Raw genomic sequence first — 23604 nt, forward strand, 5'->3', positions numbered from 1 at the left:
GCGTGGGTCGGAACTCCGCGCGGCGGGGATCGGACCCTGCAGGGTTCAGTGCAGCAGCACCAGCGTGGCCAGGCCGAGGAAGGTGAAGAAGCCCATCGAGTCGGTCACGGCGGTCAGGAAGATGCCGCTGGCCAGCGCCGGGTCGAAGCCGAAGCGTTTCAGGGTCAGTGGCACCAGCACGCCGGCCAGTGCGGCGAACAGCAGGTTGCAGGTCAGCGCGATGGCGATCACCGCCGACAGCCCGGGCGAGTGGAACCAGGCCAGCACGATCAGCCCCAGCACGGAACCCAGCATCACGCCGTTCAACAAGGCGACCCGCACCTCCTTCCACAGCAGCGTGCGCGCGTTGGACGCGCCCACCTGGCCCAGTGCCAGGCCGCGCACCATCAGCGCCAGCACCTGGGTACCGGCATTGCCGCCCAGGCCCGCCACGATCGGCATCAGCACGGCCAGCGCCACCAGCTTGTCGATGGTGCCTTCGAAGTGGCCGACCACGCTGGAGGCCAGGAAGGCGGTGCACAGGTTCACCGACAGCCACATCAAGCGCCGGCGCATGGCGCGCCAGACCGGGCTGAACAGGTCTTCGTCCTCGTCCAGGCCGGCGGCGCCCAGTGCCTGGTGCTCGGCCTGGCCACGGATGATGTCGACCACGTCATCGATGGTGATGCGGCCGATCAGGATGTTGTTGTCGTCCACCACCGGCGCGGAGATCCAGTCATGGTCGGAGAACTGGCGGGCGACCTCCTGGTCGCTCTCGCCGACGTCAATGGCCGGCTGCTCGTCGTCGATCAGGCGGTTGATCGGGGTGGTGTCCTCGTGGGTCACCAGTGCCGCCAGCGACACCCGGCCGAGGTACTGATGGCGCCGGCTGACCACGAACAGGTGATCGGTATGGTCCGGCAGTTCGCCGCGCAGGCGCAGGTAGCGCAGCACCACGTCGACATTGACGTCGGCGCGCACGGTCACTACGTCCGGGTTCATCAGGCGGCCGGCGCTGTCCTCGGGATAGGACAGCACCTGCTCCAGGCGCTCGCGGTTCTCGCGGTCCATCGACTTGAGGACCTCGTCGATGACCGTATCGGGCAGGTCTTCGACCAGGTCGGCCAGGTCGTCGATGTCCAGGTCTTCGACCGCGGCGATGATCTCGTCCGGGTCCATGTCCGCGAGCAGGCTCTCGCGCACGTCTTCGCCGACGTGGACCAGCACCTCGCCGTCATCTTCCGGATCAACCAGGCCCCACACCACCTCGCGCTTGCCCGGCGGCAGCGATTCAAGCAGGTTGCCGATCTCGGCCGGGGCCAGGGTGTTGACCAGCCGACGTACCGGGCCCAGCCGGCCGCTGTCCAGTGCATCGGACAACATCCGCAGTTGGCGCGCAGTCTTGTCGTGGCGTACAGCTTCAGCCATCGCAGCTCCCGCGGGATAAGAAAAGCCGCGATCCCGGCAAGGATGCGGCAACAGGGGTGTTCAGCGCGTCATTATCGCAAGGGGATGTTTCAACGCATAGCCGCCGGGTGGCGGTAGTGCCGGCCGCTGGCCGGCAACCTCTTGGCCTTCAACGAGACGGGGCCAGATCCCTTTTCCCGCGGGAAAGGGATCTGACCCCAGGCGTGCATGCCCGGCGAGCGGGTGGTGTCAGGGCGTATCGGCCACCAGCGCCAGCCAGCGTTCGATGGCGCGGCGGTCGCGCGCGGCCAGCAGCTTCGGGGCACGGGCGCGCAGCGCACCCAGATCGGCTTCGCGGATGGCACGGCGCACCTCCAGCAACGTACCGGGATGCAGGCTGAACTCGCTCAGGCCCAGCGCCAGCAGCAACGGGGTCATCCGCGCATCACCGGCCATCTCGCCACAGACCGCCACCGGAATGCGGTGGCGTGCGCCGGTCTCGATCACCATCTGCAACAGCCGCAACACCGCCGGGTGCAACGGTGAATACAACTCACCCAGCGCCTCGTTGTTGCGGTCGGCGGCCAGCAGGTACTGCACCAGGTCGTTGGTGCCGATCGACAGGAAATCGACCAGATCGATGAAGCTCTCCAGCGCCAATGCCGCCGCCGGGACTTCGATCATCGCGCCCAGCGGCACGTGCTCGGACACCATATGGCCTTCGCTGCGCAGCTGTTCGCTCAGCTTGAGCATGCGCCGGCGCACCGCCAGCAGTTCCTCGCGGGTGCTGACCATCGGCACCAGCACGCGCAGCTTGCCGTAGGCCGAGGCGCGCAGGATCGCGCGCAGCTGGGTGTCGGCCACCTTGGGCCGTGCCAGCGACAGGCGCACGCCGCGCAGGCCCAGTGCCGGGTTCTCTTCGTTGCTCAGGGTCAGGCCGGTACGATCGGCCTTGTCCGCACCCAGGTCGAGCGTGCGGATGGTCACCGGCCGGCCGCTCATGCCCAGTGCGGCATCACGGTAGGTCTGGAACTGTTCTTCTTCGTCCGGCAGCTCGTTGCGCTGCAGGAACAGGAATTCGGTGCGGTACAGGCCCAGCCCCTGCGCGCCCAGCGCATGCGCCTGGGTGACGTCCTCCAGCGATTCGGCATTGGCCAGCAGGGCAATGTCGACCTGATCGCGGGTACGGCTGGGCTTGCTGCGCAGGCGGCCAAGCTCGCGCTGCTCGCGCGCGTGTTCCTTCAGGCGTGCGCGGTAGTCACGCAGGTTGTCGGCCAGCGGGTTGACGGTGATGCTGCCGTCGGCACCGTCGATGATCAGCACGTCGCCGTCGGCAACGCGGCTGAGCAGTTGCGGCACATTGACGATCAGGGGCAGGTGCAGGCTGCGCGCCAGGATCGCGCTGTGCGACAGCGCGCTGCCGGCGGCGGTGACGATGCCGACCACGCCCTGCGCCTGCAGCTGCGCCAGTTCGGATGGGGCGATGTTGTCGCAGACCAGGATCTCGCCGGCCAGGCCCTTCATCACCGGCGGGCGTTCGGGTTGCAGGAAGGCGTGGATGCGGCCGATCACATGGTCGAGATCGTCCATGCGGCTCTTCAGGTAGGCATCGTCCATGCCATCGAAGACCTTGGCCAGGCGGTCACGCTGCAGGCGCAGCGCGTAGCCGGCACTGTACGGGCCGCTGCGGATCAGTTCGTCCAGGCCATACAGCAGCTCGGGGTCGTCCAGCAGCAACGCGTGCAGGTCGAGGAACTCGCCCACTTCCTGGTTCAGTGCGCCATGCAGGCGCTGACGCAGTTCGTGCATTTCCGTACGCGCGGCATCCAGCGCACGGTGCAGGCGGGCCAGTTCGGCCTCGACCTGGTGGGCGGCCACGCGTTGCTCGGCCACTTCCAGTGCATGCGGCAGCCGCACGCGCGCCCGGCCCATCGCCGTTCCGCGCGCCGCGCCATGGCCGGCCAACAGCTGTACCGGCCGTTGGCCGGAAGGGAGCTGGCCGGCGCGTGCGCGTGGCACGCTCAGCTGTCCTCGTCGAAGCGGCGTTCGAACAGGCCCACCACCGCCTCCATCGCGGCGGCTTCATCTTCGCCGTTGATGCGCACGGTGACCGGAGTGCCCTGGCCGGCGGCCAGCAGCATCACGCCCATGATGCTCTTGGCGTTGATCTCACGGCCCTTGGCGGCCATGGTCACGTTGCAGCGGAACGGCGCCAGGGTCTGCACCAGCTTGGCGGTGGCCCGGGCATGCAGGCCCAGGCGGTTGCTGACGGTGAGTTCTCGTTCAAGCATCGTCGACTATCGCTCCATTACGGGTACCCGCCGCGGCTGTGGCGGGCAGTTGATCCAGTCCCTGTTCCGGATAATTCATCACCCGCAGCAACATCGGCAGGCTCAGCGCCGACACCCGGCGAACCGGGGTTCCCAGCCGGGCCAGCTGCCCTGCAAGGTTGGCGGGGCTGGCGCCGTACAGGTCGGTCAGGATCAGCACGCCCTCACCACTGTCGACCCGCCGCAGGGCGGCCGAGGCGAGCGGGAGCAGGGCGTCCATGTCTGCGTCGAACGGTACTTCGAAAGCTTCGGTTTTCAGCGGCAATTGCCGCAGGAGCCGGGTCGCCACGTCAAGCAGGGCGGTCCCGACCCCGGGATGTGTTACGAGGAGAATGCCACAGGTCATTACTGCACGTTAACAGGTCAAGGTGAATCGGCGATAGCAGCAGATGAGGGGCACTGTGTCCCGTATTCAGCGTTATCGGGGTCAGAGCCCTTTTCCCCTGGAAAAGGGATCCGACCCCATGCGTTTTTCGATGCCTGGCAGCGATTCATCCACGCATGGTGTGGATCCATCGTGTCGACCAAGGTCGACACCTACCAACAGCGCACGGAATCTGTCAGAGGCGGGGCGGTGTGGGTAGGCAGGACCGTTGGCGCCATCGAGCCCCCATGGGTGAGGGCGCTTTGCTTGCGAAGCACTGCTTCGCAAGCGCCCGAACGCCCAGCCGCCAGCGGCTGGGCCGGACCCCGGAGGGGGGTTCACGGCGTGTCCTGCCTGCCCACATCGCCCCGCCATCCCACGGAATGCATGCTGTTGCCGTTGCTTGGGCCGTTGCCGTTGCCGTTGCCGTTGCCGTTGCGTCAGCCGGTGCAGGGCTGCAAGCCCTGCCGCAACGCCCTTACCGCACCTGCTCCTGCTTGCGCACGATCGCCATCGCGATCTCCAGCGACTGCTCGTAGTTCAAACGCGGGTCCACCGTCGAACGATACGCGCGTTCCAGGTCGCGCTCGGTCAGTTCGCGCGCGCCACCGGTGCATTCGGTCACGTCTTCGCCCGTCAGTTCCAGGTGCACACCGCCCAGTCGCGTGCCTGCGGCCGCATGCAGATCGAACGACATCTCCACTTCGCCACGCACGTTGTCGAAGCGGCGCGTCTTGAAGCCATTGGCGGTGCTTTCGGTGTTGCCATGCATCGCGTCACACACCCACAGCACGCGACGGCCATCGCGCTTGACCGCATCCAGCAGCGGCGGCAGCTTCTCGGCAATCTGCGCTGCCCCCATGCGGTGGATGAAGCTCAGTCGCCCTGGCTCGTCATGCGGGTTGAGCACATCGATCAGGCGCAGCAGCTGGTCCGGCGTCACCGACGGGCCGACCTTGATCGCAATCGGATTGCGCACGCCACGCAGGTATTCCACGTGCGCGCCGTCAAGCGCGGCGGTGCGCATGCCGATCCACGGGTAATGCGTGCTCAGGTTCAACCAGCCCTGCTGGCGCGGCACCTGCCGGGTCAGCGCCTGCTCGTAGGGCAGCAGCAGCGCTTCATGCGAGGTGTAGAAGTCGATGCGGTTGAGGTTGTGCACGCGGGCCCCGGCCAGGGTTTCCATGAAGTGCACCGCATCACCGATCGACGCCACCATCTTCTGGTACTCGGCGGCCAGCGGCGAATGCCGCACCCACTCCAGGTTCCAGTACTCCGGATGATGCAGGTCGGCGAAGCCGCCATCGATCAGCGCACGCACGAAGTTCATGGTCATCGCCGAATGCGCATGCGCCTGCAGCATCCGCTTCGGATCCGGCAGGCGCGCCGCCTCGGTGAACGCCGGCGCATTGATCACATCGCCGCGGTAGCTGGGCAGGGTCACGCCGTCGCGGGTCTCGGTATCGGCCGAACGCGGCTTGGCGTACTGGCCGGCAAAGCGCCCGACGCGGATCACCGGCTGGCGAAGGCCATGCACCAGCACCAGGCTCATCTGCAGCAGCACTTTCAACCGGTTGGAAATCGTGCCCGATTCGCAGTCGCTGAAGTTCTCGGCGCAGTCGCCGCCCTGCAGCAGGAAACGCTTGCCTTCCTGGGCCTCGGCCAACTGCTGCTTCAGCGCCAGGATCTCCCACGAGGTGACCAGCGGCGGTAGCCGCTTCAGTTCGTGCAGGGCGGCGTCCAGCGCCACCGGGTCAGGGTAGGTCGGCATCTGCAGCGCGGTCTTGCCGCGCCAGCTCTCCGGCGACCAGGCAGCGCCAGCGGCGGTCGCGGCAGGATCGAGGACGGGCGGAACGGCGGACAGGCTCATTGCAGACTTCCGGGGAGGGGGGCGGTCATGGTCGCAGAGCCAGCCGCTGGCGCAAAGGGCTGGGCACGCCCTGCACATGACTGAACGCCGGGGAAAGGGCATCGCGATCGGCCAGAAACCGCATGGCCACGGCCGCCCGGACAGGCGCATGATTCGCCACGCACTGTTACGAAGTAACACTTCGTCCCCGTCGGCCCCTTCCACAGCCTATCTGCCATGAAGCCCTCCCTGCTCGCTACCGGCATTACCTTCGCCCTGACCCTGGCCAGTCTGCCCACCCTCGCTATGGCCGCCGATGCCGCCGCTCCCGTGAAGGACCTCGACACGGTCACTGTCAGCGCCCAGCTCGACCAGGCCCGCAATGCGCTGTCGCCGGACATCGGCAGCAGCCAGTACCAGATCACCGCCGAGGACATCCAGAAGCAGCCGCTGGGTGCCTCCGCGCCGCTCAGCCAGGTGCTGCTGCAGGCTCCGGGCGTGGTCCAGGATTCCTACGGTGGCGTGCACGTGCGCGGCGACCACGCGAACCTGCAGTACCGCATCAACGGCGTACTGCTGCCCGAATCGATCTCCGGCTTCGGCCAGACCCTGGATGCCCGCACCATCAAGAGCATCCGCCTGATGGACGGGGCGCTGCCGGCGCAGTTCGGCGAGCGCACCGCTGCGGTGGTCGACATCACCACCCGCAGCGGCGCCGAGCTCGGCAATGGCGGCAGCGCCGGTCTGACCGCAGGCTCGTTCGGCAAGATCAATCCGAATGCCTCGTGGTGGGGCAATCAAGGGCGCTGGAGCTGGTTCCTGACCGGCAACTACGACCAGAACGAGGTCGGCCTGGAGAACCCGACCCGCTCGCGCAAGCCGCTGCACGACGACACGCACCAGGGCAAAGCCTTCGCCGACCTGACCTACCTGGTCAACGAGAACACCCGCCTGAGCGTGTTCGCCGGCTTTGCCAACAATCGCTTCCAGATCCCGGTCAATCCCGGGCAGACCCCGCAGTTCGGTTACCTGGACACGACCACCTTCGACTCCAGCCAGCTGGATGAAACCCAGCGCGAGACCACCCGCTTCGGCATGCTGGTGCTGCAGGGCACGCTGGGCGGCACCGCCTACCAGCTGTCCGCCGGGCAGCGCTACAGCGACGTGGCGTTCAACCCGGATGTCATCGGCGATCTGGTATTCAGTGGCGTCGCCTCCCAGGTCCAGCGCAGCAACCGCGCCAACACGCTGCAGGCCGACTTCTCCACCCCGCTGGGCAACGACCACACGCTGCGCTACGGCCTGTACGGCAACTACGAGAATGCGCGCGCCAGCAACAACAGCTGGGTGTTCCCGGTCGATGGCGCCGGCCAGCAATCCAGCACCACGCCACTGCTGATTCCAGACCGCAGCGCCTTCCACGCCAGTACGCTGGCGGTGTACGTGCAGGATGAGTGGAAGATCGGCGACGACTGGACAGTGAACTACGGCCTGCGTGGTGATCGCTACAAGGCCTTCGGCCGCACCGAGGGCCAGCTCAGCCCCCGCCTGGGCGCGGTCTGGAATGCCAGCGACAGCACCACCGTGCATGCCGGCTATTCGCGTTACTTCACGCCACCGGCCAGTGAGCTGATCGCCAGCAGCGATATCGCCCTGTACGACGGCACCACCAACCAGCAGCCGGGCGGCGGCAACAACATTCCGCTGGCCGAACGCAGCGACTACTACGACATCGGCGTCTCGCAGCAGCTGGGTGAACACCTGACCCTGGGCCTGGACGCCTACGACCGCCGCGTCGCGCGCCTGCAGGACGAAGGCCAGTTCGGCGCCGCCTACATCTACTCGACGTTCAACTACCGCCGCGGCCATATCCGTGGGCTGGAGTTCAGTGCCGACTACAGCAGCGGTCCGTTCAGCGCCTACTTCAACGCGGCGTACAACAAGGCCATCGGCACCCAGGTCATCACCAGCCAGTACAACCTCGATCCGGACGCGCTGGCCTATGTGGCCGACCACTGGATCCACCTGGACCACGACCAGAAGCTGACGTCGTCGGGGGGCTTCAGCTACGCCTTCGCCGGGCACAACCGGGTCGGTGCCAACTACGTGTTCGGCAGCGGCCTGCGTTCGGATATCGAGGGCGTGCCCAACGGCGGCGAGCTGCCGTCCTACCTGCAGGTGAACCTCAGCGCCGGGCATGATTTCAATGCCGACAGCGGCCATCCGCTGCACGTGCAGCTGGCCGTGATCAACGCATTGGATCGCAGCTACCAGCTGCGCGATGGCGGCGGTGTCGGCGTGTTCGCCCCGCAATGGGGACCGCGCCGCGGCGCCTACCTGAGCCTGCAGCAGGACTTCTGAGGAGACAGGGGTCGGATCCCTTTCCGCAGGAAAGGGCTCTGACCCCGCACCGGGAATGGGGTCAGAGCCCTTTGCGATGCAAAGGGATCCGACCCCATCCTGCTTCAGCGCTTGACCTTGCGCAGCGACACCACCAGTGCCCACAGCGCCAGCAGCACGAACCACACGCCCGACCACATCGGCATGGTCAGGCCCAGGAACGTCCAGTCGATGTTGCCGCAGTTGCCGGTACCGGTCAGCACCGTGCGGAACACTTCCAGCGGCCCCATGGTCTCGCGCAGGAAGCTCAGCGGCGGGCCACAGGTCGCGCCCATCTCCGGCGGCAGCATCTGCACGTAGACGTGGCGCGCAGCGATGCCCACGCCGACGGCCGCCGCGATGAAGGCGAGCACGCCGTAGGTGGCGCGGCCGGGACGGTTGGACGGCCCGTGCAGCGCGCCGATCAGGAACAACAGGCCCAGCGCGGCAAAAGCCAGGCGCTGGAAGATGCACAGCGGGCACGGCTCCAGGCCCATCTTCAGCTGCAGGAAGATCGCGTAGCCGAGCAGGCCCGCGCAGATCAGGAAGCCCAGGAAGAACTGGGCGCGGAAGGGCCAGCGCAGTGGATTCATCGTCAACGCTCGAATGGATCAAGGCGCCAAGCGTAACCGAGAGCGCGCCCCATTCGAACCGCCACAGGTGACGCCTGTCGGAACGGTGCGGGTCGGATCCCTTTGCGAATGCAAAGGGATCTGACCTGCGGTGCTGCCTGCTTGGGGTCAGAGCCCTTTCCTGCGGAAAGGGATCCGACCCCTGGAAACGCAAAAGCCCGGCAGGCGCCGGGCTTTCGCTGTGTCGCGTTGGAGCGGTCCGATTACTCGGCCACTTCCTCGGCCACGACCGGACGGTCAACCAGCTCGACGTAGGCCATCGGTGCGTTGTCGCCGGCGCGGAAACCGCACTTCAGCAGGCGCAGGTAGCCGCCCGGACGGTTCGCGTAGCGCGGGCCCAGGATGGTGAACAGGTTGCCCACGGCTTCGTTGTCGCGCAGGCGGGCGAAGGCCAGACGGCGGTTGGCGACCGAGTCGACCTTGGCCAGGGTGATCAGCGGCTCGGCAACGCGGCGCAGTTCCTTGGCCTTCGGCAGGGTGGTCTTGATCAGCTCGTGCTTGAACAGCGAGGCGGCCATGTTCTTGAACATCGCTTCGCGGTGGGCGCTGGTGCGGCTGAACTTACGGCCAGACTTCTGGTGACGCATGGTGATATTCCTTGGTTAATGATGCGGCTGTGTGGATCGTTGTCGCCATCCTGGCGTTACTGCGCGGACTGCGGTTGGTCCTGGCCGCCCGTCCTGGACGACCTGCCCGCGAACCTGCGGTTCGTCGTGGCATGGTGTGTTGCGTTGAAGGCTCCACCGCAAGCGGTGGAGCCTCCAGGCATTACCGATATCAGCCCAGCATGCCGTGGCTGGCGACGCCGGCCGGCGGCCAGTTCTCCAGCTTCATGCCGAGGGACAGGCCGCGCTGAGCCAGCACTTCCTTGATCTCGGTGAGCGACTTCTTGCCCAGGTTCGGGGTCTTCAGCAGCTCCACTTCGGTCTTCTGGATCAGATCGCCGATGTAGTAGATGCTTTCAGCCTTCAGGCAGTTGGCCGAACGCACGGTCAGCTCCAGATCGTCGATCGGGCGCAGCAGCACCGGATCCACGCCGTTGTTGGCCGGCTTGGCCGCACCGCGGTCGCGGTGGGTGAAGTCACCGAACACCGACAGCTGGTCGCTGAGGATGTCGGCGGCGGTGCGCACGGCTTCCTCGGCATCGATGGTGCCGTTGGTCTCGATATCGATGACCAGCTTGTCCAGGTCGGTACGCTGTTCGACACGCGCCGCTTCCACGGCGTAGGCGACACGGCGGACCGGCGAGAACGAGGCATCCAGGACCAGGCGGCCGATGGCACGGGTTTCTTCGTCCGGACGACGACGCGCGGCAGCCGGCTGGTAGCCGAAACCACGTTCGATCTTCAGACGCATGTTGATCGCCGTATCCTTGGTCAGGTGGCAGATCACATGGTCGCCGTTCAGGATCTCCACATTGTGGTCGACCTTGATGTCGGCAGCGGTGACAACGCCCGGGCCCTGCTTGGACAGGGACAGGGTGGCGCTGTCGCCGGAGTGCATACGGATGGCCACGTCCTTCAGGTTCAGCAGGACTTCGAGCACGTCCTCCTGCAGACCTTCGACCGTGGTGTACTCATGCAACACGCCGTCGATTTCGACTTCCGTGATGGCGAAGCCCGGGATGGACGACAGCAGCACGCGACGCAGGGCATTACCCAGCGTATGCCCGTAACCCCGCTCCAAAGGTTCGATAACGACCTTTGCACGGGTGTCGGTAAGGCGTTCGATCTGCGGACCGCGAGGACGCAGAACCTGGTTGGCGGTAACCGTCATGTTGCGGGTTCTCCTAGTGAACCCCCGGCCGTCGCCGGGGGCTCTCCAATGTGAATTACTTCGAATACAGCTCGACGATCAGCGCTTCGTTGATGTCCGCAGGCAGATCCGAACGATCCGGAACAGCCTTGAAGATGCCGGTGAACTTGCCGGAATCCACTTCAACCCACGACGGGCTCAGGTCATGCTGGGCGGCGACGGTCAGGGCTTCCTGGACGCGCAGCTGCTTGGCAGCCTTTTCAGACAGGGCGATGGCGTCGCCAGCCTTGACCTGGTACGAAGCCAGGTTGACCGACTTGCCATTCACGGTGACGCCGCGGTGCGACACCAGCTGACGGGCAGCCGGACGGGTCACGGCGAAGCCCATGCGGTAGACGACGTTGTCCAGGCGGGTTTCCAGCAGCTGCAGCAGGTTCTCGCCGGTGTTGCCCTTCTTGGTCGAGGCCTTCTTGTAGTAGTTGCGGAACTGACGCTCCAGCAGGCCGTAGATACGCTTGACCTTCTGCTTTTCACGCAGCTGGGTGGCGTAGTCGGACAGCTTGCCCTTGCGGGCAGTGGCGCCGTGCTGGCCGGGCTTCTGCTCCAGCTTGCACTTCGAGTCCAGCGCACGCGCCGGGCTCTTCAGGGACAGGTCGGCGCCTTCGCGGCGGGCGAGCTTACAGGTAGGACCGATATAACGAGCCATTTCTTATCGCTCCCTTTAGACGCGACGCTTCTTCGGCGGACGGCACCCGTTGTGCGGGATAGGCGTCACGTCGATGATGTTGGTGATCTTGTAGCCGACGTTGTTCAACGAACGCACGGCCGACTCACGGCCCGGACCCGGGCCCTTGATGCGGACTTCCAGCGACTTCACGCCGTAGTCCAGCGCAGCACGACCGGCCTTTTCAGCAGCCACCTGGGCAGCGAACGGGGTCGACTTGCGCGAACCGCGGAAGCCAGCGCCACCGGAGGTCGCCCACGACAGAGCATTGCCCTGGCGGTCGGTGATGGTGACGATGGTGTTGTTGAACGAAGCGTGGACGTGGGCAACGCCGTCGGTGACGACGCGCTTGATCTTCTTCTTGGTCTTAGCAGCGGGCTTAGCCATTTCTCAGTCCCTTACTTCTTGATCGCCTTGCGCGGACCCTTGCGGGTGCGGGCGTTGGTACGGGTGCGCTGGCCACGCAGCGGGAGGCCACGACGGTGACGCAGGCCGCGGTAGCAGCCCAGGTCCATCAGGCGCTTGATCGCGATACCGATTTCACGGCGCAGATCGCCTTCCACGATGTACTTGCCGACTTCGGCGCGCAGGCGCTCGATTTCCGGCTCCGACAGATCGCGGATCTTGGTGGTCGAAGCAACGCCTGCGACTTCGCAGACCTTCTTCGAACGGGTACGGCCGATGCCGTAAATGCTTTGCAACCCGACCCAGACATGCTTCTGGGCTGGCAGGTTGACGCCTGCAATACGCGCCATGACGCGGTTCTCCAGCTGAGTGATGGCCGACAGCGCGCCTCGGGCACGCCAATCCGGCAGGATGGATCAAAAAAGTGAACTAGCGATACTAACAAGGTTCCGGTTTACATGGAAGCCCGTGAAACCATTGGTTTCATGAACCCGGCCTGGGGAGTGTGCCCAGGCTCCGGCGCCGGATGGGGTTGGACCTGGGGTTTCCCCCGGGGCCGCCCGCGCTACTCCAGCGCGGGACCACCTCATCACACCCCCACCCGGAACCGCTGCGGGGGCCGCCCTTCGTTTGTGTGGCCGGAGTCCGCGAAGCGGAGGGACCATCACGTCAGGAAGACGAAAGTATAACAGGCCTATCAGCCGCGGGCAAAACCGCCGCGGTTGCCACCCTTCAGGTTGGCCTTCTTCAGCAGGCTCTCGTACTGGTGGGACATCAGGTGCGCCTGCACCTGGGCGATGAAGTCCATCACCACCACCACCACGATCAGCAGCGAAGTACCACCGAAGTAGAACGAGGCGTTCAGCTGCGTGCGCATCAGTTCCGGCAGCAGGCAGACGATCACCAGGTACGCCGAGCCGGCCGCGGTCAGGCGGGTCAGCACGCCGTCGATGTAGTCGGCGGTCGCCTTGCCCGGACGGATGCCCGGAATCAGCGCACCGGACTTCTTCAGGTTGTCGGCGGTTTCCTGCGAGTTGAACACCAGCGCGGTATAGAAGAACGCGAAACCGGTGATCAGCGCAGCGAACACGATCATGTGCAGCGGCTCGCCCGGGCCCAGGGCGTTGGCGACCTTCTGCAGGACCTGGCCGAAGCTGCTCTGGTTGGCGGCCTGGCCGGACCACATGGCCAGGGTGGCCGGGAAGGCCAGCAGGCTCGAGGCGAAGATCGCCGGGATGACGCCGGCCATGTTGAGCTTCAGCGGCAGGAACGAGGTCTGGTTCATGTACGCGTTGCGACCACCCTGGCGGCGCGCGTAATTGACCGTGATCCGGCGCTGGCCACGCTCGACGAACACCACGAAGAAGGTGAAGGCGAGCACGACGATGGCGATCAGCAGCAGCTGGATGAACTGGATGTTGCCGTCGCGGTAGGCGTCGAAGGTGTGGATGACCGCACCCGGCAGGCCCGCCACGATACCGGCGAAGATGATCAGCGACACGCCGTTGCCGATGCCGCGCTCGGTGACCTGCTCACCGACCCACATCAGGAACATGGTGCCGGCGGTCAGTGCGACCACGGCAGTGAGCACGAAGCCCATGCCCGGCGCATACACGACCGGAGCGCCCGACGGCGAGACCTGGCCCTGCAGGGCCAGCGCGATCGAGCCGCCCTGCACCACTGCCAGCAGCACGGCGCCGATGCGCGAATACTGGGTGATCTTGCGGCGGCCGGACTCACCTTCCTTCTGCATCGCCTTCAGGGCGGGGAAGATGTGCACGGCCAGCTGCATCACGATCGATGCCGAGATGTACGGCATCACGTTCAGCGCGAAGATGCTGAAACGGTGCAGGGCGCCGCCCGAGAACATGTTGAACATGTCCACGATGCCGCCGCCCTGCTGTTGCATCATGGCAAGCATGGCATCGGGATTGACGCCCGGCACCGGCACGTAGCAGCCGATGCGATAGACGATCAAAGCCCCGACGACGAACAGCAAACGTTGGCGAAGTTCAGTGAACTTGCCCATTCCGCCCGCGAGGTTACCGATGCCAGCTTGCGCCATGATTTTCTTACTCCGTTACGCTGCCGCCGGCAGCTTCGATTGCAGCCTTGGCACCCGCCGTGGCAGCAATACCCTTCAGGGTGAACGCCTTGGTCACTTCGCCCTTGACGACGACCTTGGCCTTCTTTGCGGTGCTCGGGACCAGCTTGGCAGCACGCAGGGCGGCGAAATCGATCTCACCGGCCGGCAGCTTGTCCAGCGCGTACAGCAGCACTTCAGCGGTGTCCTTGGCGATCGGCGAACGGAAGCCGATCTTCGGCAGACGGCGCTGCATGGGGGTCTGGCCGCCTTCGAAGCCAGCCTTGATCTTGCCGCCACCCTTACGGGCGAACGAACCCTTGTGGCCGCGGCCGGCAGTCTTGCCCAGGCCCGAGCCGATACCGCGGCCGACGCGGGTGCGCTCGGTGCGGGCGCCCGGTGCCGGGCTCAGTTCATTGAGACGCAGAGTCATGGTCGATTACTCCTCAACCTGGACGAGGTACTGAACCTTGTTGATCAGGCCGCGTACCTGCGGGCTGTCCTTCAGTTCACGCACATCGTTGAGCTTGTTCAGGCCCAGGGCACGCACCGACAGGCGGTGACGCGACTGGGTACCACGCAGGCCACGCACCAGGCGGACCTTCACAGTCTTGTTGGACTCATTAGCCATGGTTGAGTTCCTCCACCTTCTTGCCGCGCTTGGCCGCGATGCGAGCCGGCGACTGCGCAGCAGACAGGCCCTTCACGGTGGCACGCACCAGGTTGATCGGGTTGCGCGAACCGGTGGCCTTGGCCAGCACGTTCTTCACGCCAACGGCTTCCAGCACGGCGCGCATGGCACCGCCGGCGATCACGCCGGTACCTTCCGAAGCCGGCTGCATGAACACGCGGGCTGCGCCGTGACCATCCTTGATGGTGTGCCACAGGGTGCCGTTGTTCAGGTCAACGCTGACCAGGTTCTTGCGGGCCTGTTCCATCGACTTCTGGATGGCGACCGGCACTTCGCGGGCCTTGCCATAACCGAAACCGACCTTGCCTTCGCCGTCGCCGACAACGGTCAGGGCGGTGAAGGTGAACTGGCGGCCACCCTTGACGGTCTTGCTGACGCGGTTGACCGCGACCAGCTTTTCGATCATGCCGTCGTCGATCTTCTCTTCGCGGTTACGGTCGCGATCGCGACCCCGCTGCTGACGCTCTTCTGCCATGTTGATTCCTTGGTTGTTTGGGTATGTACGGCTCGAGGCCGCTTATGGTTGTGGAGTGACGCGTTGTTCCGGTGGGCCACTGCAGAAGAGCGGCGCCGTCCAGCCTCGCTCAGGCTGGCGAGCAGGCAGGCAGGAGGCCATCGGCCCCCTGCCCTTGTCCCTTAGAACTGCAGGCCGGCTTCGCGGGCCGCTTCTGCCAGGGCCTTGATGCGGCCGTGGTAGCGGTAGCCCGAACGATCGAAGGCAACCTTCTCGACGCCGGCGGCCTTGGCGCGCTCGGCGACGATGCGGCCAACCTTGGCAGCGGCATCGGCGTTCTTGCCGTTCTTCAGGCCTTCCTTGACGTCGGTCTGGGTGGTGTTGGCGGCAGCCAGCACCTTCGAACCGTCAGCGGTGAAGACCTGGGCGTACAGGTGCTGGCCGGTGCGCAGCACCGACAGGCGGGCGACGCCGAGCTCACGGATGTGGGCGCGGGTCGACTTGGCGCGACGCAGGCGGGCGATGTTCTTGTTCATTTTGATTATTCCTTGAAAGCTGAAGGATGGGCTTCTCCCTGAGGAGTCCGCACATGGATGTGCGGGCTCTTGCGAGGGACTCGCACTTACGCCTTCTTGGCTTCCTTACGGATGATGACTTCGTCGGAGTACTTCACGCCCTTGCCCTTGTACGGCTCCGGCTTGCGGAACGCACGGATCTTGGCGGCGACTTCACCGACGACCTGCTTGTCAGCGCCCTGGACCAGGATCTCGGTCTGGGTCGGGGTGGTGATGGTGATGCCTTCCGGCGCCACGAACACGACCGGGTGCGAGAAGCCCAGCGACAGGCTCAGGTCCTTGCCCTGCATGGCAGCGCGGTAACCCACGCCAACCAGCTCCAGCTTGCGCTCGAAGCCTTCGGACACGCCCTTGACCATGTTGGACAGGATCGCACGCACGGTGCCGGTCAGTGCGACCAGCTCGGCGTTCTCGGTGCTCAGGGTGGCAACGCCATTGTCGACGTTGATGGCAATGCCGGCCGGCTTGGCCAGCGACAGGGTGCCCTTCGGGCCCTTGGCGGTGACGCTGTCCGACTGGACGTTCAGTTCAACCTTACCCAGGGTGATCGGCTTCTTGGCTACGCGGGACATAGTTCTACTCCTTTCGCCTTAGGCCACGAAGCACAGGACTTCGCCGCCGACGCCCAGCTGGCGCGCCTGCGCATCAGTCATGATGCCCTTGGAGGTGGAAATGATGGAGATACCCAGGCCGTTCATGACCTTCGGCAGCTCGCTCTTGCCGCGGTACTGGCGCAGGCCCGAACGCGAGAAGCGCTTCAGGGTCGCGATGACCGGCTTGCCTTCGAAATACTTCAGCACGATTTCCAGCTCGGACTTGTTGTTTTCCAGCTGGGTCACGCGCAGGTCGGTGATGTAACCCTCGTCCTTCAGGACCTGGGCGATCGCAACCTTGATCTTGGACGACGGGGCTTTCACCGTCTGCTTGCCAACTGCGGCCGCATTCTTGATGCGGACCAGCAGGTCGGCGATGGGATCAGTCATGCTCATATGAGTACCTTTGAGTGCACCGATATCCGCTTTCGCGAAAATCTGTTGTCTCCTGGAAACGGGCCAGGTCCCTTGATGCAGCGGGCCGGGGCCCACTCCTACAACCCCGTCTGCACAGGGCAAGACGCGGGAGTATACGCCAAAAGAGCCCGACTTGCGTCGGGCTCTTCGGGTTTTTTCGCAGAAAGGAAGCTGAACGCCTCCCCTCCCCGGTTCAGCGGCCCCCGCAGGGGCTGCTGATCGCAGGGCCGGCTGGGATTACCAACTGGCCTTGCGCAGGCCCGGGACGTCGCCACGCATGGTGGCTTCGCGCAGCTTGTTGCGGCCGAGGCCGAACTTGCTGTACACGCCACGCGGACGACCCGACAGCTCGCAACGGTTGCGCTGACGGCTCGGCGACGAATCGCGCGGCAGCTTGGCCAGCTTGGTTGCGGCGTCGATCTTCTCTTCGTAGGTCGCGTCCACGGAGGACACGATCTTCTTCAGAGCCGCACGCTTCTCAGCGTACTTCTTGGCCAGCTTTTCCCGCTTGATGTCGCGGTTGACCATGGAGGTCTTTGCCATTTCGGTTTCCTCGACAGATCAGTTACGGAACGGGAACTTGAACGCTGCCAGCAGCGCCTTCGCTTCCGCGTCGGTCTTCGCAGTGGTGGTGATGGCGATATCCATACCGCGGATCGCGTCGACGGCGTCGAAGTCGATTTCCGGGAAGATGATCTGTTCCTTCACACCCATGTTGAAGTTGCCGCGGCCGTCGAAGGAACGACCGGAAACACCACGGAAGTCGCGCACGCGCGGCAGCGAGATGTTGATCAGGCGGTCCAGGAACTCGTACATCTTGTGGCGACGCAGCGTGGTCTTGCAGCCGATCGGCCAACCATCACGGATCTTGAACGACGCAACCGAGATACGCGACTTGGTGACAACCGGCTTCTGGCCGGAAATCTTGGTCATGTCCGCGACGGCGTTTTCCAGGATCTTCTTGTTGGTGGCAGCCTCGCCGACACCCATGTTCAGGGTGACCTTGACGAGCTTCGGTACTTCCATCGGATTGGTGTAGCCGAACTGCTTCATCAGCGCCGGCACCACTTCTTCCTTGTAGATCTTTTCGAGACGGGAAGTCATCTTCACATTCCTCAGGCGTCGAGCGCCTCACCGCTGGAGCGGAACACACGCAGTTTGCGTCCATCCTCCAGCACCTTGAAGCCAACGCGTTCGCCCTTGCCCGAAGCCGGGTTCAGCACGTTCACGTTGGAGATATGGATCGAAGCTTCGCGCTCGACCACGCCGCCGGCAACACCTGCCTGCGGGTTCGGCTTGGTGTGGCGCTTGACGATGTTCACGTTGGCGACGACCACACGGTCGCCGTCGACGCGGACGACTTCGCCCTGCTTGCCCTTGTCCTTGCCAGCGTTGACGACAACCTGGTCGCCCTTCTTGATACGGTTAGCCATGATTATCTCCTGTCGCTCACAGCACTTCGGGAGCGAGCGAGACGATCTTCATGAACTTCTCCGAACGAAGTTCACGGGTCACCGGCCCGAAGATACGGGTACCGATCGGCTCCTGCTTGTTGTTCAGCAGGACGGCAGCGTTGCCGTCGAAGCGGATCAGCGAACCGTCGGCGCGACGCACACCCTTGCGGGTACGCACCACGACGGCATCATACACTTCACCCTTCTTGACCTTGCCGCGCGGAATCGCATCCTTCACGGTGACCTTGATGATGTCGCCGATGCCGGCGTAACGGCGCTTGGAACCACCCAGCACCTTGAAGCACATCACCTGCTTGGCACCCGAATTGTCCGCGACGTCAAGGTAGCTCTGCATCTGGATCATGATTCAGACTCCTTATTCAGCCGCACGCGTGATGACTTCCACCACGCGCCAGTTCTTGGTCTTGGACATCGGAGCAATCTCGGTCACGCGGACGACATCACCTTCCTTGCAGGCGTTGTCGGCATCGTGGGCGTGCAGCTTGGTCGAGCGCTTGATGTACTTGCCGTACAGCGCGTGCTTGACCTGACGCTCAACCAGGACGGTAACCGTCTTGTCCATCTTGTTGCTGACGACACGGCCTTCGACCGTGCGCAGCGTCTTCTTTTCAGTATTGTCGCTCATAGCGGCCATCCTTACTTCGTGCTGCCGAGCAGGGTCTTGACGCGAGCAATCTCGCGACGGACCCGGCGAATGTCGTGGGTCTTCGGCAGCTGGCCGGTGACCTGCTGCATACGGACAGAGAACTGTTCCTTACGCAGGTCGATCAGGTGGGCCTTGAGTTCGTCAGCCGACTTTTCACGGAGAGTTTTGATATCCATCAGCGCACCGTACGGGTCACGAAAGTGGTGGTGACCGAGAGCTTGGCGGCGGCCAGGCGGAACGCCTCGCGAGCCACTTCCTCGGAAACACCCTCGATTTCATAGATCATGCGGCCGGGCTGGATCTGGGCCACCCAGTATTCCACGTTACCCTTACCCGAACCCATTCGAACTTCGATGGGCTTCTTGGTGATGGGCTTGTCGGGGAACACGCGGATCCACATCTTGCCGCCGCGCTTGACGTAGCGGCTGATCGAGCGGCGGGCCGCTTCGATCTGACGCGCGGTCAGCTGACCGTGTGCGGTTGCCTTCAGGCCGTATTCGCCGAAGCTGACAGCGTTGGCGCTCCAGCTCAGGCCATCGTTACGGCCCTTGTGTACCTTGCGGTACTTGGTTCGCTTGGGTTGCAACATTGTCGTTACCTCGCTTCACGGGCCGGGCGCTGACGGTCACCACGGTCGCCGCGATCGTGACGATCGTTGCGCGACGGGGTGTCGTCCTGCTTTTCCTGGCCAACCTGGGAGAAATCGAAGACCTCGCCCTTGTAGATCCAGACCTTGATGCCGATGATGCCGTAGGTCGTCTTGGCTTCAGCGAAGCCATAGTCGATGTCGGCACGCAGGGTGTGCAGCGGCACGCGGCCTTCGCGGTACCACTCCGAACGGGCGATTTCAGCACCGTTGAGGCGGCCACCAACGTTGACCTTGATGCCCAGGGCACCCAGGCGCATCGCGTTGCCGACCGAGCGCTTCATTGCACGGCGGAACATGATGCGACGCTCCAGCTGCTGGGCGATCGACTCGGCAACGAGCTGCGCGTCCAGTTCCGGCTTGCGCACTTCGGTGACGTTGATGTGCGCCGGGACGCCCATCATCTCGCTCACTTCCTTGCGCAGCTTCTCGATGTCCTCACCGCGCTTGCCGATCACCACGCCCGGACGGGCGGTGTGGATCGTCACGCGAGCGGTCTTGGCCGGACGCTCGATCAGGATCTTGCTGATGCCGGCCTGGGCCAGCTTCTTGCGCAGCATTTCGCGCACTTTCAGGTCGGCTGCCAGGTAACCGGCGAACTCGGCCTTGTTGGCGTACCACTTGGAGTTCCAGTCCTTGGAAATGCCGAGGCGGATACCAATCGGATGAACTTTATGACCCATGGTCTTTTCCTTATCCGCTTACTTGGCGGCGCCCACAACCACAGTGATGTGGCTGGTGCGCTTGAGGATGCGGGTACCGCGGCCTTTCGCCCGCGCCATGAAACGCTTCAGGGTCGGACCTTCATCAACCATGATGGTCTGAACCTTCAGCTCGTCGACGTCGGCGCCCTGGTTGTTCTCGGCGTTGGCAATTGCCGACTCCACCACCTTCTTGATCAGGTGGGCAGCCTTCTTGTCCGAGAACTTCAGCAGGTTGACCGCACGTTCGGCCGGCAGACCGCGCACCTGGTCAGCGACCAGACGAGCCTTCTGCGGGGAGATGCGCGCAGTGCGCAGGATGGCTTTCGCTTCCATTGTCATCTCTCCTTACTTGCCCGACTTCTTGTCACCACCGTGACCCTTGAAGGTCCGGGTGATGGCAAATTCGCCGAGCTTGTGGCCGACCATGTTCTCGTTGACGAGAACCGGGATGTGGTTCTTGCCGTTATGCACGGCAATGGTGATGCCTACCATGTCAGGCAGGATCATCGAACGGCGCGACCAGGTCTTGATCGGCTTCTTGCTGCCCGCAGCGGCCTCCACCTTCTTGACGAGGTGGTGATCGACGAACGGGCCCTTCTTGAGTGAACGTGCCATGGTCGATTAGCCCCTACGATCGCGGACGATGAACTGCTGAGTGCGCTTGTTATGGCGCGTCTTGTAACCCTTGGTCGGAACACCCCACGGGGTGACCGGATGCGGGTTACCCTGGCCGGCCTTGGCCTCACCACCACCGTGCGGGTGGTCAACCGGGTTCATGGCAGCACCACGAACGGTCGGGCGGACGCCGCGCCAACGCTTGGCACCGGCCTTGCCCAGCTTTTCCAGGCTGTGCTCGTCGTTGCCGACTTCGCCGATGGTGGCGCAGCACTCGACCGGAACCTTGCGCATTTCACCCGAGCGCAGGCGCAGGGTGGCGTAGATGCCTTCGCGAGCCACCAGCTGCACGGCCGCACCAGCGGCGCGAGCGATCTGAGCGCCCTTGCCCGGCTTCAGCTCGATGCAGTGGATGGTGGTGCCGACCGGGATGTTGCGCAGCGGCAGGGTGTTGCCGGCCTTGATCGGGGCGTCCGAACCAGCGATCACCTGATCACCGGCCTTCAGGCCCTTCGGGGCGATGATGTAGCGACGCTCACCATCGACGTAGCACAGCAGGGCGATGTGGGCGGTGCGGTTCGGATCGTATTCGATGCGTTCCACGCGCGCCGGGATGCCCAGCTTGTTGCGCTTGAAGTCGATGATGCGGTAGTGCTGCTTGGCACCACCACCGACGTGACGCACGGTGATGCGGCCGTGGTGGTTGCGGCCACCCGAGCGGCTCTGCGACTCGACCAGTGCGGCGTGCGGAGCACCCTTGTGCAGGTCGGGCGTAACCACGCGCACGGCCGAACGGCGGCCGGGGGAAGTGGGCTTGAATTTCATCAATGGCATGGGATGTACCTCAGGCCTTGGCCGTTACATCGATCGACTGGCCGTCGGCCAGGCGAACGTACGCCTTGCGCCAATCGCCGCGGCGGCCAGCACGGTTACGGAAGGACTTGTTCTTGCCCTTGACGTTGACCACGTTGACGGCTTCGACCTTGACGTCGAACAGCTGCTCAACCGCGGCCTTTACATCGGCCTTGGTGGCTTCGTTCGAAACTTCGAAGACATACTGGTTGGAGAGTTCCTGCAGGCGCGCGGTCTTTTCGGAGACACGCGGGGCACGCAGCACGCTGAAGATTTTTTCGTTGCTGTTCATGCCAGCCACTCCTCGACCTTCTTGACCGCGTCAGCGGTGATGACGACCGTGTCGGCACCCACCAGCGAGACCGGATCCAGACCCTGGACGTCACGCACCTGCACGTACGGCAGATTGCGGGCGGACAGGTACAGGTGCTCGGACGCTTCTTCGGTGACGATCAGCGGGCGCTTGCCCACTTCCAGGCCGGCCAGCTTGGCGATCAGACCCTTCGTGTTGGTCACTTCGACATCGAAGGACTCCACGATGGTCAGACGGCCCTGACGGTTCAGCTCGGACAGGATCGCGCACATGGCGGCACGGTACTGCTTACGATTGACCTTCTGCTCGAAGCTGCGCGGCTTGGCCGCGAAGGTGACACCGCCGCCGACGAAGATCGGAGCCGTCAGTGCGCCATGACGCGCGCCGCCGCCCTTCTGCTTCTTCGACTTCTTGGTGGTACCAGCCACTTCGGAGCGAGTCTTCTGTGCCTTGGTGCCGGCGCGACCGGCGTTGCGGTAGGCAACGACGACCTGGTGGACCAGATCTTCGCTGAAATCGCGACCGAACACGGCGTCGGAGACCGAGACCTTGTTGTTGCTACCCGTGATAACGAGTTCCATCGTCATCTCTCCTTATGCCTTGCTCGCCGGACGGACGATCACATCGCCACCCGCCGCGCCCGGAACGGCGCCGCGAACGGCGATCAGACCGCGCTCGACGTCGACCTTGACCACTTCCAGGTTCTGGGTGCTCTGCTGCACCGCGCCCATGTGGCCCGACATCTTCTTGCCCGGGAAAACGCGACCCGGGGTCTGGCGCTGACCCAGCGAACCCGGCGCGCGATGCGACAGCGAGTTACCGTGGGTTGCATCGCCCATACGGAAGTTGTGGCGCTTGATGGTGCCCTGGAAGCCCTTACCCTTGGTGACACCCTGGACGTCGACGATCTGGCCGACTTCGAAGATGTCCGCCTTGACTTCGCCGCCCACGGCGAAATCGCCGAGCTGCGCGTCTTCAACGCGGAATTCCCACAGGCCACGACCCGCTTCCACCTTCGCCTTGGCGAAGTGGCCGGCTTCCGGCTTGTTGACCAGGGCAGCGCGACGCGCGCCGACGGTCACCTGCACGGCGCTGTAGCCGTCGGTTTCGACGGTCTTGATCTGCGCGATGCGGTTCGGGGTTGCTTCGATCAGGGTCACCGGGATGGAACGGCCATCTTCGGTGAACACGCGGCTCATGCCGGCCTTGCGGCCCACGAAGCCCAACGAATACTTCTTCGTCATGGTCGTAGTCCTCAGGTCAGCTTGATCTGAACGTCGACGCCGGCAGCCAGTTCGAGCTTCATCAGCGCGTCCACGGTCTTGTCATTCGGGTCAACGATATCGAGCACGCGCTTGTGCGTGCGGGTCTCGTACTGGTCACGCGCGTCCTTGTCGACGTGCGGGGAGACGAGAACGGTGTAACGCTCGATCTTGGTCGGCAGCGGGATCGGGCCACGCACTTGCGCGCCGGTCCGCTTTGCCGTTTCAACGATCTCGCTGGCCGAACGGTCGATCAGACGATGATCGAACGCTTTCAGCCGGATCCGGATCTTTTGGTCCGCCATGGCGGTAGGTTCCTTCGTTAAAAGAGCGACAGACAAAGCCTCTGGGTTGCTTTGCCCCATGAAATTCCTGAATACGGACGGCCCGCAGTCCTGCAGGCCGACAAGGTCACTCCATGGACCTCAAAAACGTAGGCAGACCAGTTTCCCGG

The 23604-nt window shown here is 64.4% G+C and carries 34 protein-coding genes; 1 reads left to right on the top strand and 33 read right to left on the bottom strand.

Going from position 1 to position 23604, the window contains the following annotated elements; all coding sequences use genetic code 11:
* Positions 1 to 45 precede the first annotated feature (45 nt).
* From mgtE to AC5JLE_RS20135, 5 genes are all read right to left on the bottom strand, one after another.
* Positions 46 to 1407 carry a magnesium transporter gene (mgtE, locus tag AC5JLE_RS20115; RefSeq protein WP_008266103.1) on the bottom strand — a complete coding sequence of 454 codons (1362 nt, stop codon included), beginning with the start codon at positions 1405 to 1407 and terminating at the stop codon, positions 46 to 48.
* A 228-nt stretch (positions 1408 to 1635) separates the two neighbouring features.
* Complete coding sequence (gene ptsP / locus AC5JLE_RS20120) at positions 1636 to 3405, bottom strand: phosphoenolpyruvate--protein phosphotransferase (RefSeq protein WP_032958484.1); 1770 nt, start codon at positions 3403 to 3405, stop codon at positions 1636 to 1638.
* A gap of 2 nt (positions 3406 to 3407) precedes the next feature.
* Positions 3408 to 3677 carry an HPr family phosphocarrier protein gene (locus AC5JLE_RS20125; protein WP_005408385.1) on the bottom strand — a complete coding sequence of 90 codons (270 nt, stop codon included), beginning with the start codon at positions 3675 to 3677 and terminating at the stop codon, positions 3408 to 3410.
* On the bottom strand, positions 3670 to 4062 hold the full coding sequence (locus AC5JLE_RS20130; protein ID WP_032958481.1) for a PTS sugar transporter subunit IIA: 393 nt from the start codon (positions 4060 to 4062) through the stop codon (positions 3670 to 3672). Before AC5JLE_RS20130 ends, AC5JLE_RS20125 begins: the two co-directional genes overlap by 8 nt.
* 496 nt (positions 4063 to 4558) lie before the next feature.
* Positions 4559 to 5950, bottom strand: a complete 1392-nt coding sequence (locus tag AC5JLE_RS20135; protein WP_046429066.1) for a class II 3-deoxy-7-phosphoheptulonate synthase — start codon at positions 5948 to 5950, stop codon at positions 4559 to 4561.
* Between the two features lie 216 nt (positions 5951 to 6166).
* Here AC5JLE_RS20135 and AC5JLE_RS20140 point away from each other — a divergent pair, with 216 nt between their 5' ends.
* Entirely contained in the window at positions 6167 to 8290 is a 2124-nt protein-coding gene (locus AC5JLE_RS20140) for a TonB-dependent receptor (RefSeq protein WP_088375327.1), read from the top strand.
* Between the two features lie 104 nt (positions 8291 to 8394).
* On the opposite strand, the gene AC5JLE_RS20145 is transcribed toward AC5JLE_RS20140, so the two are convergent.
* From AC5JLE_RS20145 to rpsJ, 28 genes are all read right to left on the bottom strand, one after another.
* Entirely contained in the window at positions 8395 to 8901 is a 507-nt protein-coding gene (locus AC5JLE_RS20145) for a disulfide bond formation protein B (protein WP_005415421.1), read from the bottom strand.
* Positions 8902 to 9143: 242 nt separating this feature from the next.
* Positions 9144 to 9527: a 50S ribosomal protein L17 gene (rplQ, locus tag AC5JLE_RS20150; RefSeq protein ID WP_005408217.1), complete on the bottom strand. Its 384-nt coding sequence runs from the start codon at positions 9525 to 9527 to the stop codon at positions 9144 to 9146.
* 190 nt (positions 9528 to 9717) lie between these two features.
* Entirely contained in the window at positions 9718 to 10716 is a 999-nt protein-coding gene (locus AC5JLE_RS20155; protein WP_005408216.1) for a DNA-directed RNA polymerase subunit alpha, read from the bottom strand.
* 55 nt (positions 10717 to 10771) lie between these two features.
* On the bottom strand, positions 10772 to 11401 hold the full coding sequence (gene rpsD / locus AC5JLE_RS20160) for a 30S ribosomal protein S4 (RefSeq protein ID WP_004145446.1): 630 nt from the start codon (positions 11399 to 11401) through the stop codon (positions 10772 to 10774).
* 15 nt (positions 11402 to 11416) lie between these two features.
* Positions 11417 to 11806: a 30S ribosomal protein S11 gene (gene rpsK, locus AC5JLE_RS20165; protein WP_004145443.1), complete on the bottom strand. Its 390-nt coding sequence runs from the start codon at positions 11804 to 11806 to the stop codon at positions 11417 to 11419.
* A gap of 11 nt (positions 11807 to 11817) precedes the next feature.
* Positions 11818 to 12174, bottom strand: a complete 357-nt coding sequence (gene rpsM / locus AC5JLE_RS20170; RefSeq protein ID WP_004154500.1) for a 30S ribosomal protein S13 — start codon at positions 12172 to 12174, stop codon at positions 11818 to 11820.
* Positions 12175 to 12521: 347 nt separating this feature from the next.
* Positions 12522 to 13889 carry a preprotein translocase subunit SecY gene (secY, locus tag AC5JLE_RS20175; RefSeq protein ID WP_005415420.1) on the bottom strand — a complete coding sequence of 456 codons (1368 nt, stop codon included), beginning with the start codon at positions 13887 to 13889 and terminating at the stop codon, positions 12522 to 12524.
* Positions 13890 to 13896: 7 nt separating this feature from the next.
* Positions 13897 to 14340 carry a 50S ribosomal protein L15 gene (gene rplO / locus AC5JLE_RS20180; RefSeq protein ID WP_004154498.1) on the bottom strand — a complete coding sequence of 148 codons (444 nt, stop codon included), beginning with the start codon at positions 14338 to 14340 and terminating at the stop codon, positions 13897 to 13899.
* A 6-nt stretch (positions 14341 to 14346) separates the two neighbouring features.
* Positions 14347 to 14538, bottom strand: coding sequence for a 50S ribosomal protein L30 (rpmD, locus tag AC5JLE_RS20185; RefSeq protein ID WP_005408214.1), 192 nt, complete (start codon positions 14536 to 14538; stop codon positions 14347 to 14349).
* Positions 14531 to 15073 carry a 30S ribosomal protein S5 gene (rpsE, locus tag AC5JLE_RS20190; protein ID WP_005408213.1) on the bottom strand — a complete coding sequence of 181 codons (543 nt, stop codon included), beginning with the start codon at positions 15071 to 15073 and terminating at the stop codon, positions 14531 to 14533. Before rpsE ends, rpmD begins: the two co-directional genes overlap by 8 nt.
* A 161-nt stretch (positions 15074 to 15234) precedes the next feature.
* The gene (gene rplR / locus AC5JLE_RS20195) at positions 15235 to 15594 is read right to left on the bottom strand and encodes a 50S ribosomal protein L18 (RefSeq protein ID WP_169411773.1); all 360 of its coding nucleotides are present in this window, start codon (positions 15592 to 15594) and stop codon (positions 15235 to 15237) included.
* A gap of 80 nt (positions 15595 to 15674) precedes the next feature.
* Complete coding sequence (rplF, locus tag AC5JLE_RS20200) at positions 15675 to 16199, bottom strand: 50S ribosomal protein L6 (RefSeq protein ID WP_014646052.1); 525 nt, start codon at positions 16197 to 16199, stop codon at positions 15675 to 15677.
* A gap of 18 nt (positions 16200 to 16217) precedes the next feature.
* Positions 16218 to 16616, bottom strand: a complete 399-nt coding sequence (gene rpsH, locus AC5JLE_RS20205) for a 30S ribosomal protein S8 (protein ID WP_005408210.1) — start codon at positions 16614 to 16616, stop codon at positions 16218 to 16220.
* Positions 16617 to 16874: 258 nt separating this feature from the next.
* The gene (rpsN, locus tag AC5JLE_RS20210) at positions 16875 to 17180 is read right to left on the bottom strand and encodes a 30S ribosomal protein S14 (protein WP_005408209.1); all 306 of its coding nucleotides are present in this window, start codon (positions 17178 to 17180) and stop codon (positions 16875 to 16877) included.
* Between the two features lie 18 nt (positions 17181 to 17198).
* The gene (gene rplE / locus AC5JLE_RS20215) at positions 17199 to 17741 is read right to left on the bottom strand and encodes a 50S ribosomal protein L5 (protein WP_005415416.1); all 543 of its coding nucleotides are present in this window, start codon (positions 17739 to 17741) and stop codon (positions 17199 to 17201) included.
* 11 nt (positions 17742 to 17752) lie between these two features.
* Entirely contained in the window at positions 17753 to 18070 is a 318-nt protein-coding gene (gene rplX / locus AC5JLE_RS20220; protein WP_004154490.1) for a 50S ribosomal protein L24, read from the bottom strand.
* Positions 18071 to 18086: 16 nt separating this feature from the next.
* Positions 18087 to 18455 carry a 50S ribosomal protein L14 gene (gene rplN / locus AC5JLE_RS20225; protein WP_010483978.1) on the bottom strand — a complete coding sequence of 123 codons (369 nt, stop codon included), beginning with the start codon at positions 18453 to 18455 and terminating at the stop codon, positions 18087 to 18089.
* A gap of 12 nt (positions 18456 to 18467) precedes the next feature.
* Complete coding sequence (gene rpsQ, locus AC5JLE_RS20230; RefSeq protein ID WP_004154489.1) at positions 18468 to 18737, bottom strand: 30S ribosomal protein S17; 270 nt, start codon at positions 18735 to 18737, stop codon at positions 18468 to 18470.
* 11 nt (positions 18738 to 18748) lie between these two features.
* Positions 18749 to 18934, bottom strand: a complete 186-nt coding sequence (gene rpmC, locus AC5JLE_RS20235) for a 50S ribosomal protein L29 (RefSeq protein WP_004154487.1) — start codon at positions 18932 to 18934, stop codon at positions 18749 to 18751.
* Entirely contained in the window at positions 18934 to 19347 is a 414-nt protein-coding gene (gene rplP, locus AC5JLE_RS20240; RefSeq protein ID WP_004154486.1) for a 50S ribosomal protein L16, read from the bottom strand. Before rplP ends, rpmC begins: the two co-directional genes overlap by 1 nt.
* Before the next feature lie 5 nt (positions 19348 to 19352).
* Positions 19353 to 20087 carry a 30S ribosomal protein S3 gene (gene rpsC, locus AC5JLE_RS20245; protein ID WP_004145350.1) on the bottom strand — a complete coding sequence of 245 codons (735 nt, stop codon included), beginning with the start codon at positions 20085 to 20087 and terminating at the stop codon, positions 19353 to 19355.
* A gap of 18 nt (positions 20088 to 20105) precedes the next feature.
* Complete coding sequence (rplV, locus tag AC5JLE_RS20250) at positions 20106 to 20441, bottom strand: 50S ribosomal protein L22 (RefSeq protein WP_004145348.1); 336 nt, start codon at positions 20439 to 20441, stop codon at positions 20106 to 20108.
* 12 nt (positions 20442 to 20453) lie between these two features.
* Positions 20454 to 20723 (bottom strand): 30S ribosomal protein S19, encoded by a 270-nt coding sequence (rpsS, locus tag AC5JLE_RS20255; RefSeq protein WP_005415413.1) that lies wholly within the window; start codon positions 20721 to 20723, stop codon positions 20454 to 20456.
* 6 nt (positions 20724 to 20729) lie between these two features.
* The gene (gene rplB, locus AC5JLE_RS20260; protein ID WP_004145339.1) at positions 20730 to 21557 is read right to left on the bottom strand and encodes a 50S ribosomal protein L2; all 828 of its coding nucleotides are present in this window, start codon (positions 21555 to 21557) and stop codon (positions 20730 to 20732) included.
* 10 nt (positions 21558 to 21567) lie between these two features.
* Positions 21568 to 21867, bottom strand: a complete 300-nt coding sequence (gene rplW / locus AC5JLE_RS20265; RefSeq protein ID WP_004145338.1) for a 50S ribosomal protein L23 — start codon at positions 21865 to 21867, stop codon at positions 21568 to 21570.
* Positions 21864 to 22469 (bottom strand): 50S ribosomal protein L4, encoded by a 606-nt coding sequence (rplD, locus tag AC5JLE_RS20270; RefSeq protein WP_004145337.1) that lies wholly within the window; start codon positions 22467 to 22469, stop codon positions 21864 to 21866. The genes rplW and rplD overlap by 4 nt, the downstream gene beginning before the upstream one ends.
* 12 nt (positions 22470 to 22481) lie before the next feature.
* The gene (gene rplC, locus AC5JLE_RS20275) at positions 22482 to 23132 is read right to left on the bottom strand and encodes a 50S ribosomal protein L3 (RefSeq protein WP_004145336.1); all 651 of its coding nucleotides are present in this window, start codon (positions 23130 to 23132) and stop codon (positions 22482 to 22484) included.
* A gap of 11 nt (positions 23133 to 23143) precedes the next feature.
* Positions 23144 to 23455, bottom strand: a complete 312-nt coding sequence (rpsJ, locus tag AC5JLE_RS20280; protein WP_005408208.1) for a 30S ribosomal protein S10 — start codon at positions 23453 to 23455, stop codon at positions 23144 to 23146.
* Between the last annotated feature and the right edge of the window lie 149 nt (positions 23456 to 23604).

This window comes from Stenotrophomonas sp., assembly GCF_059505245.1.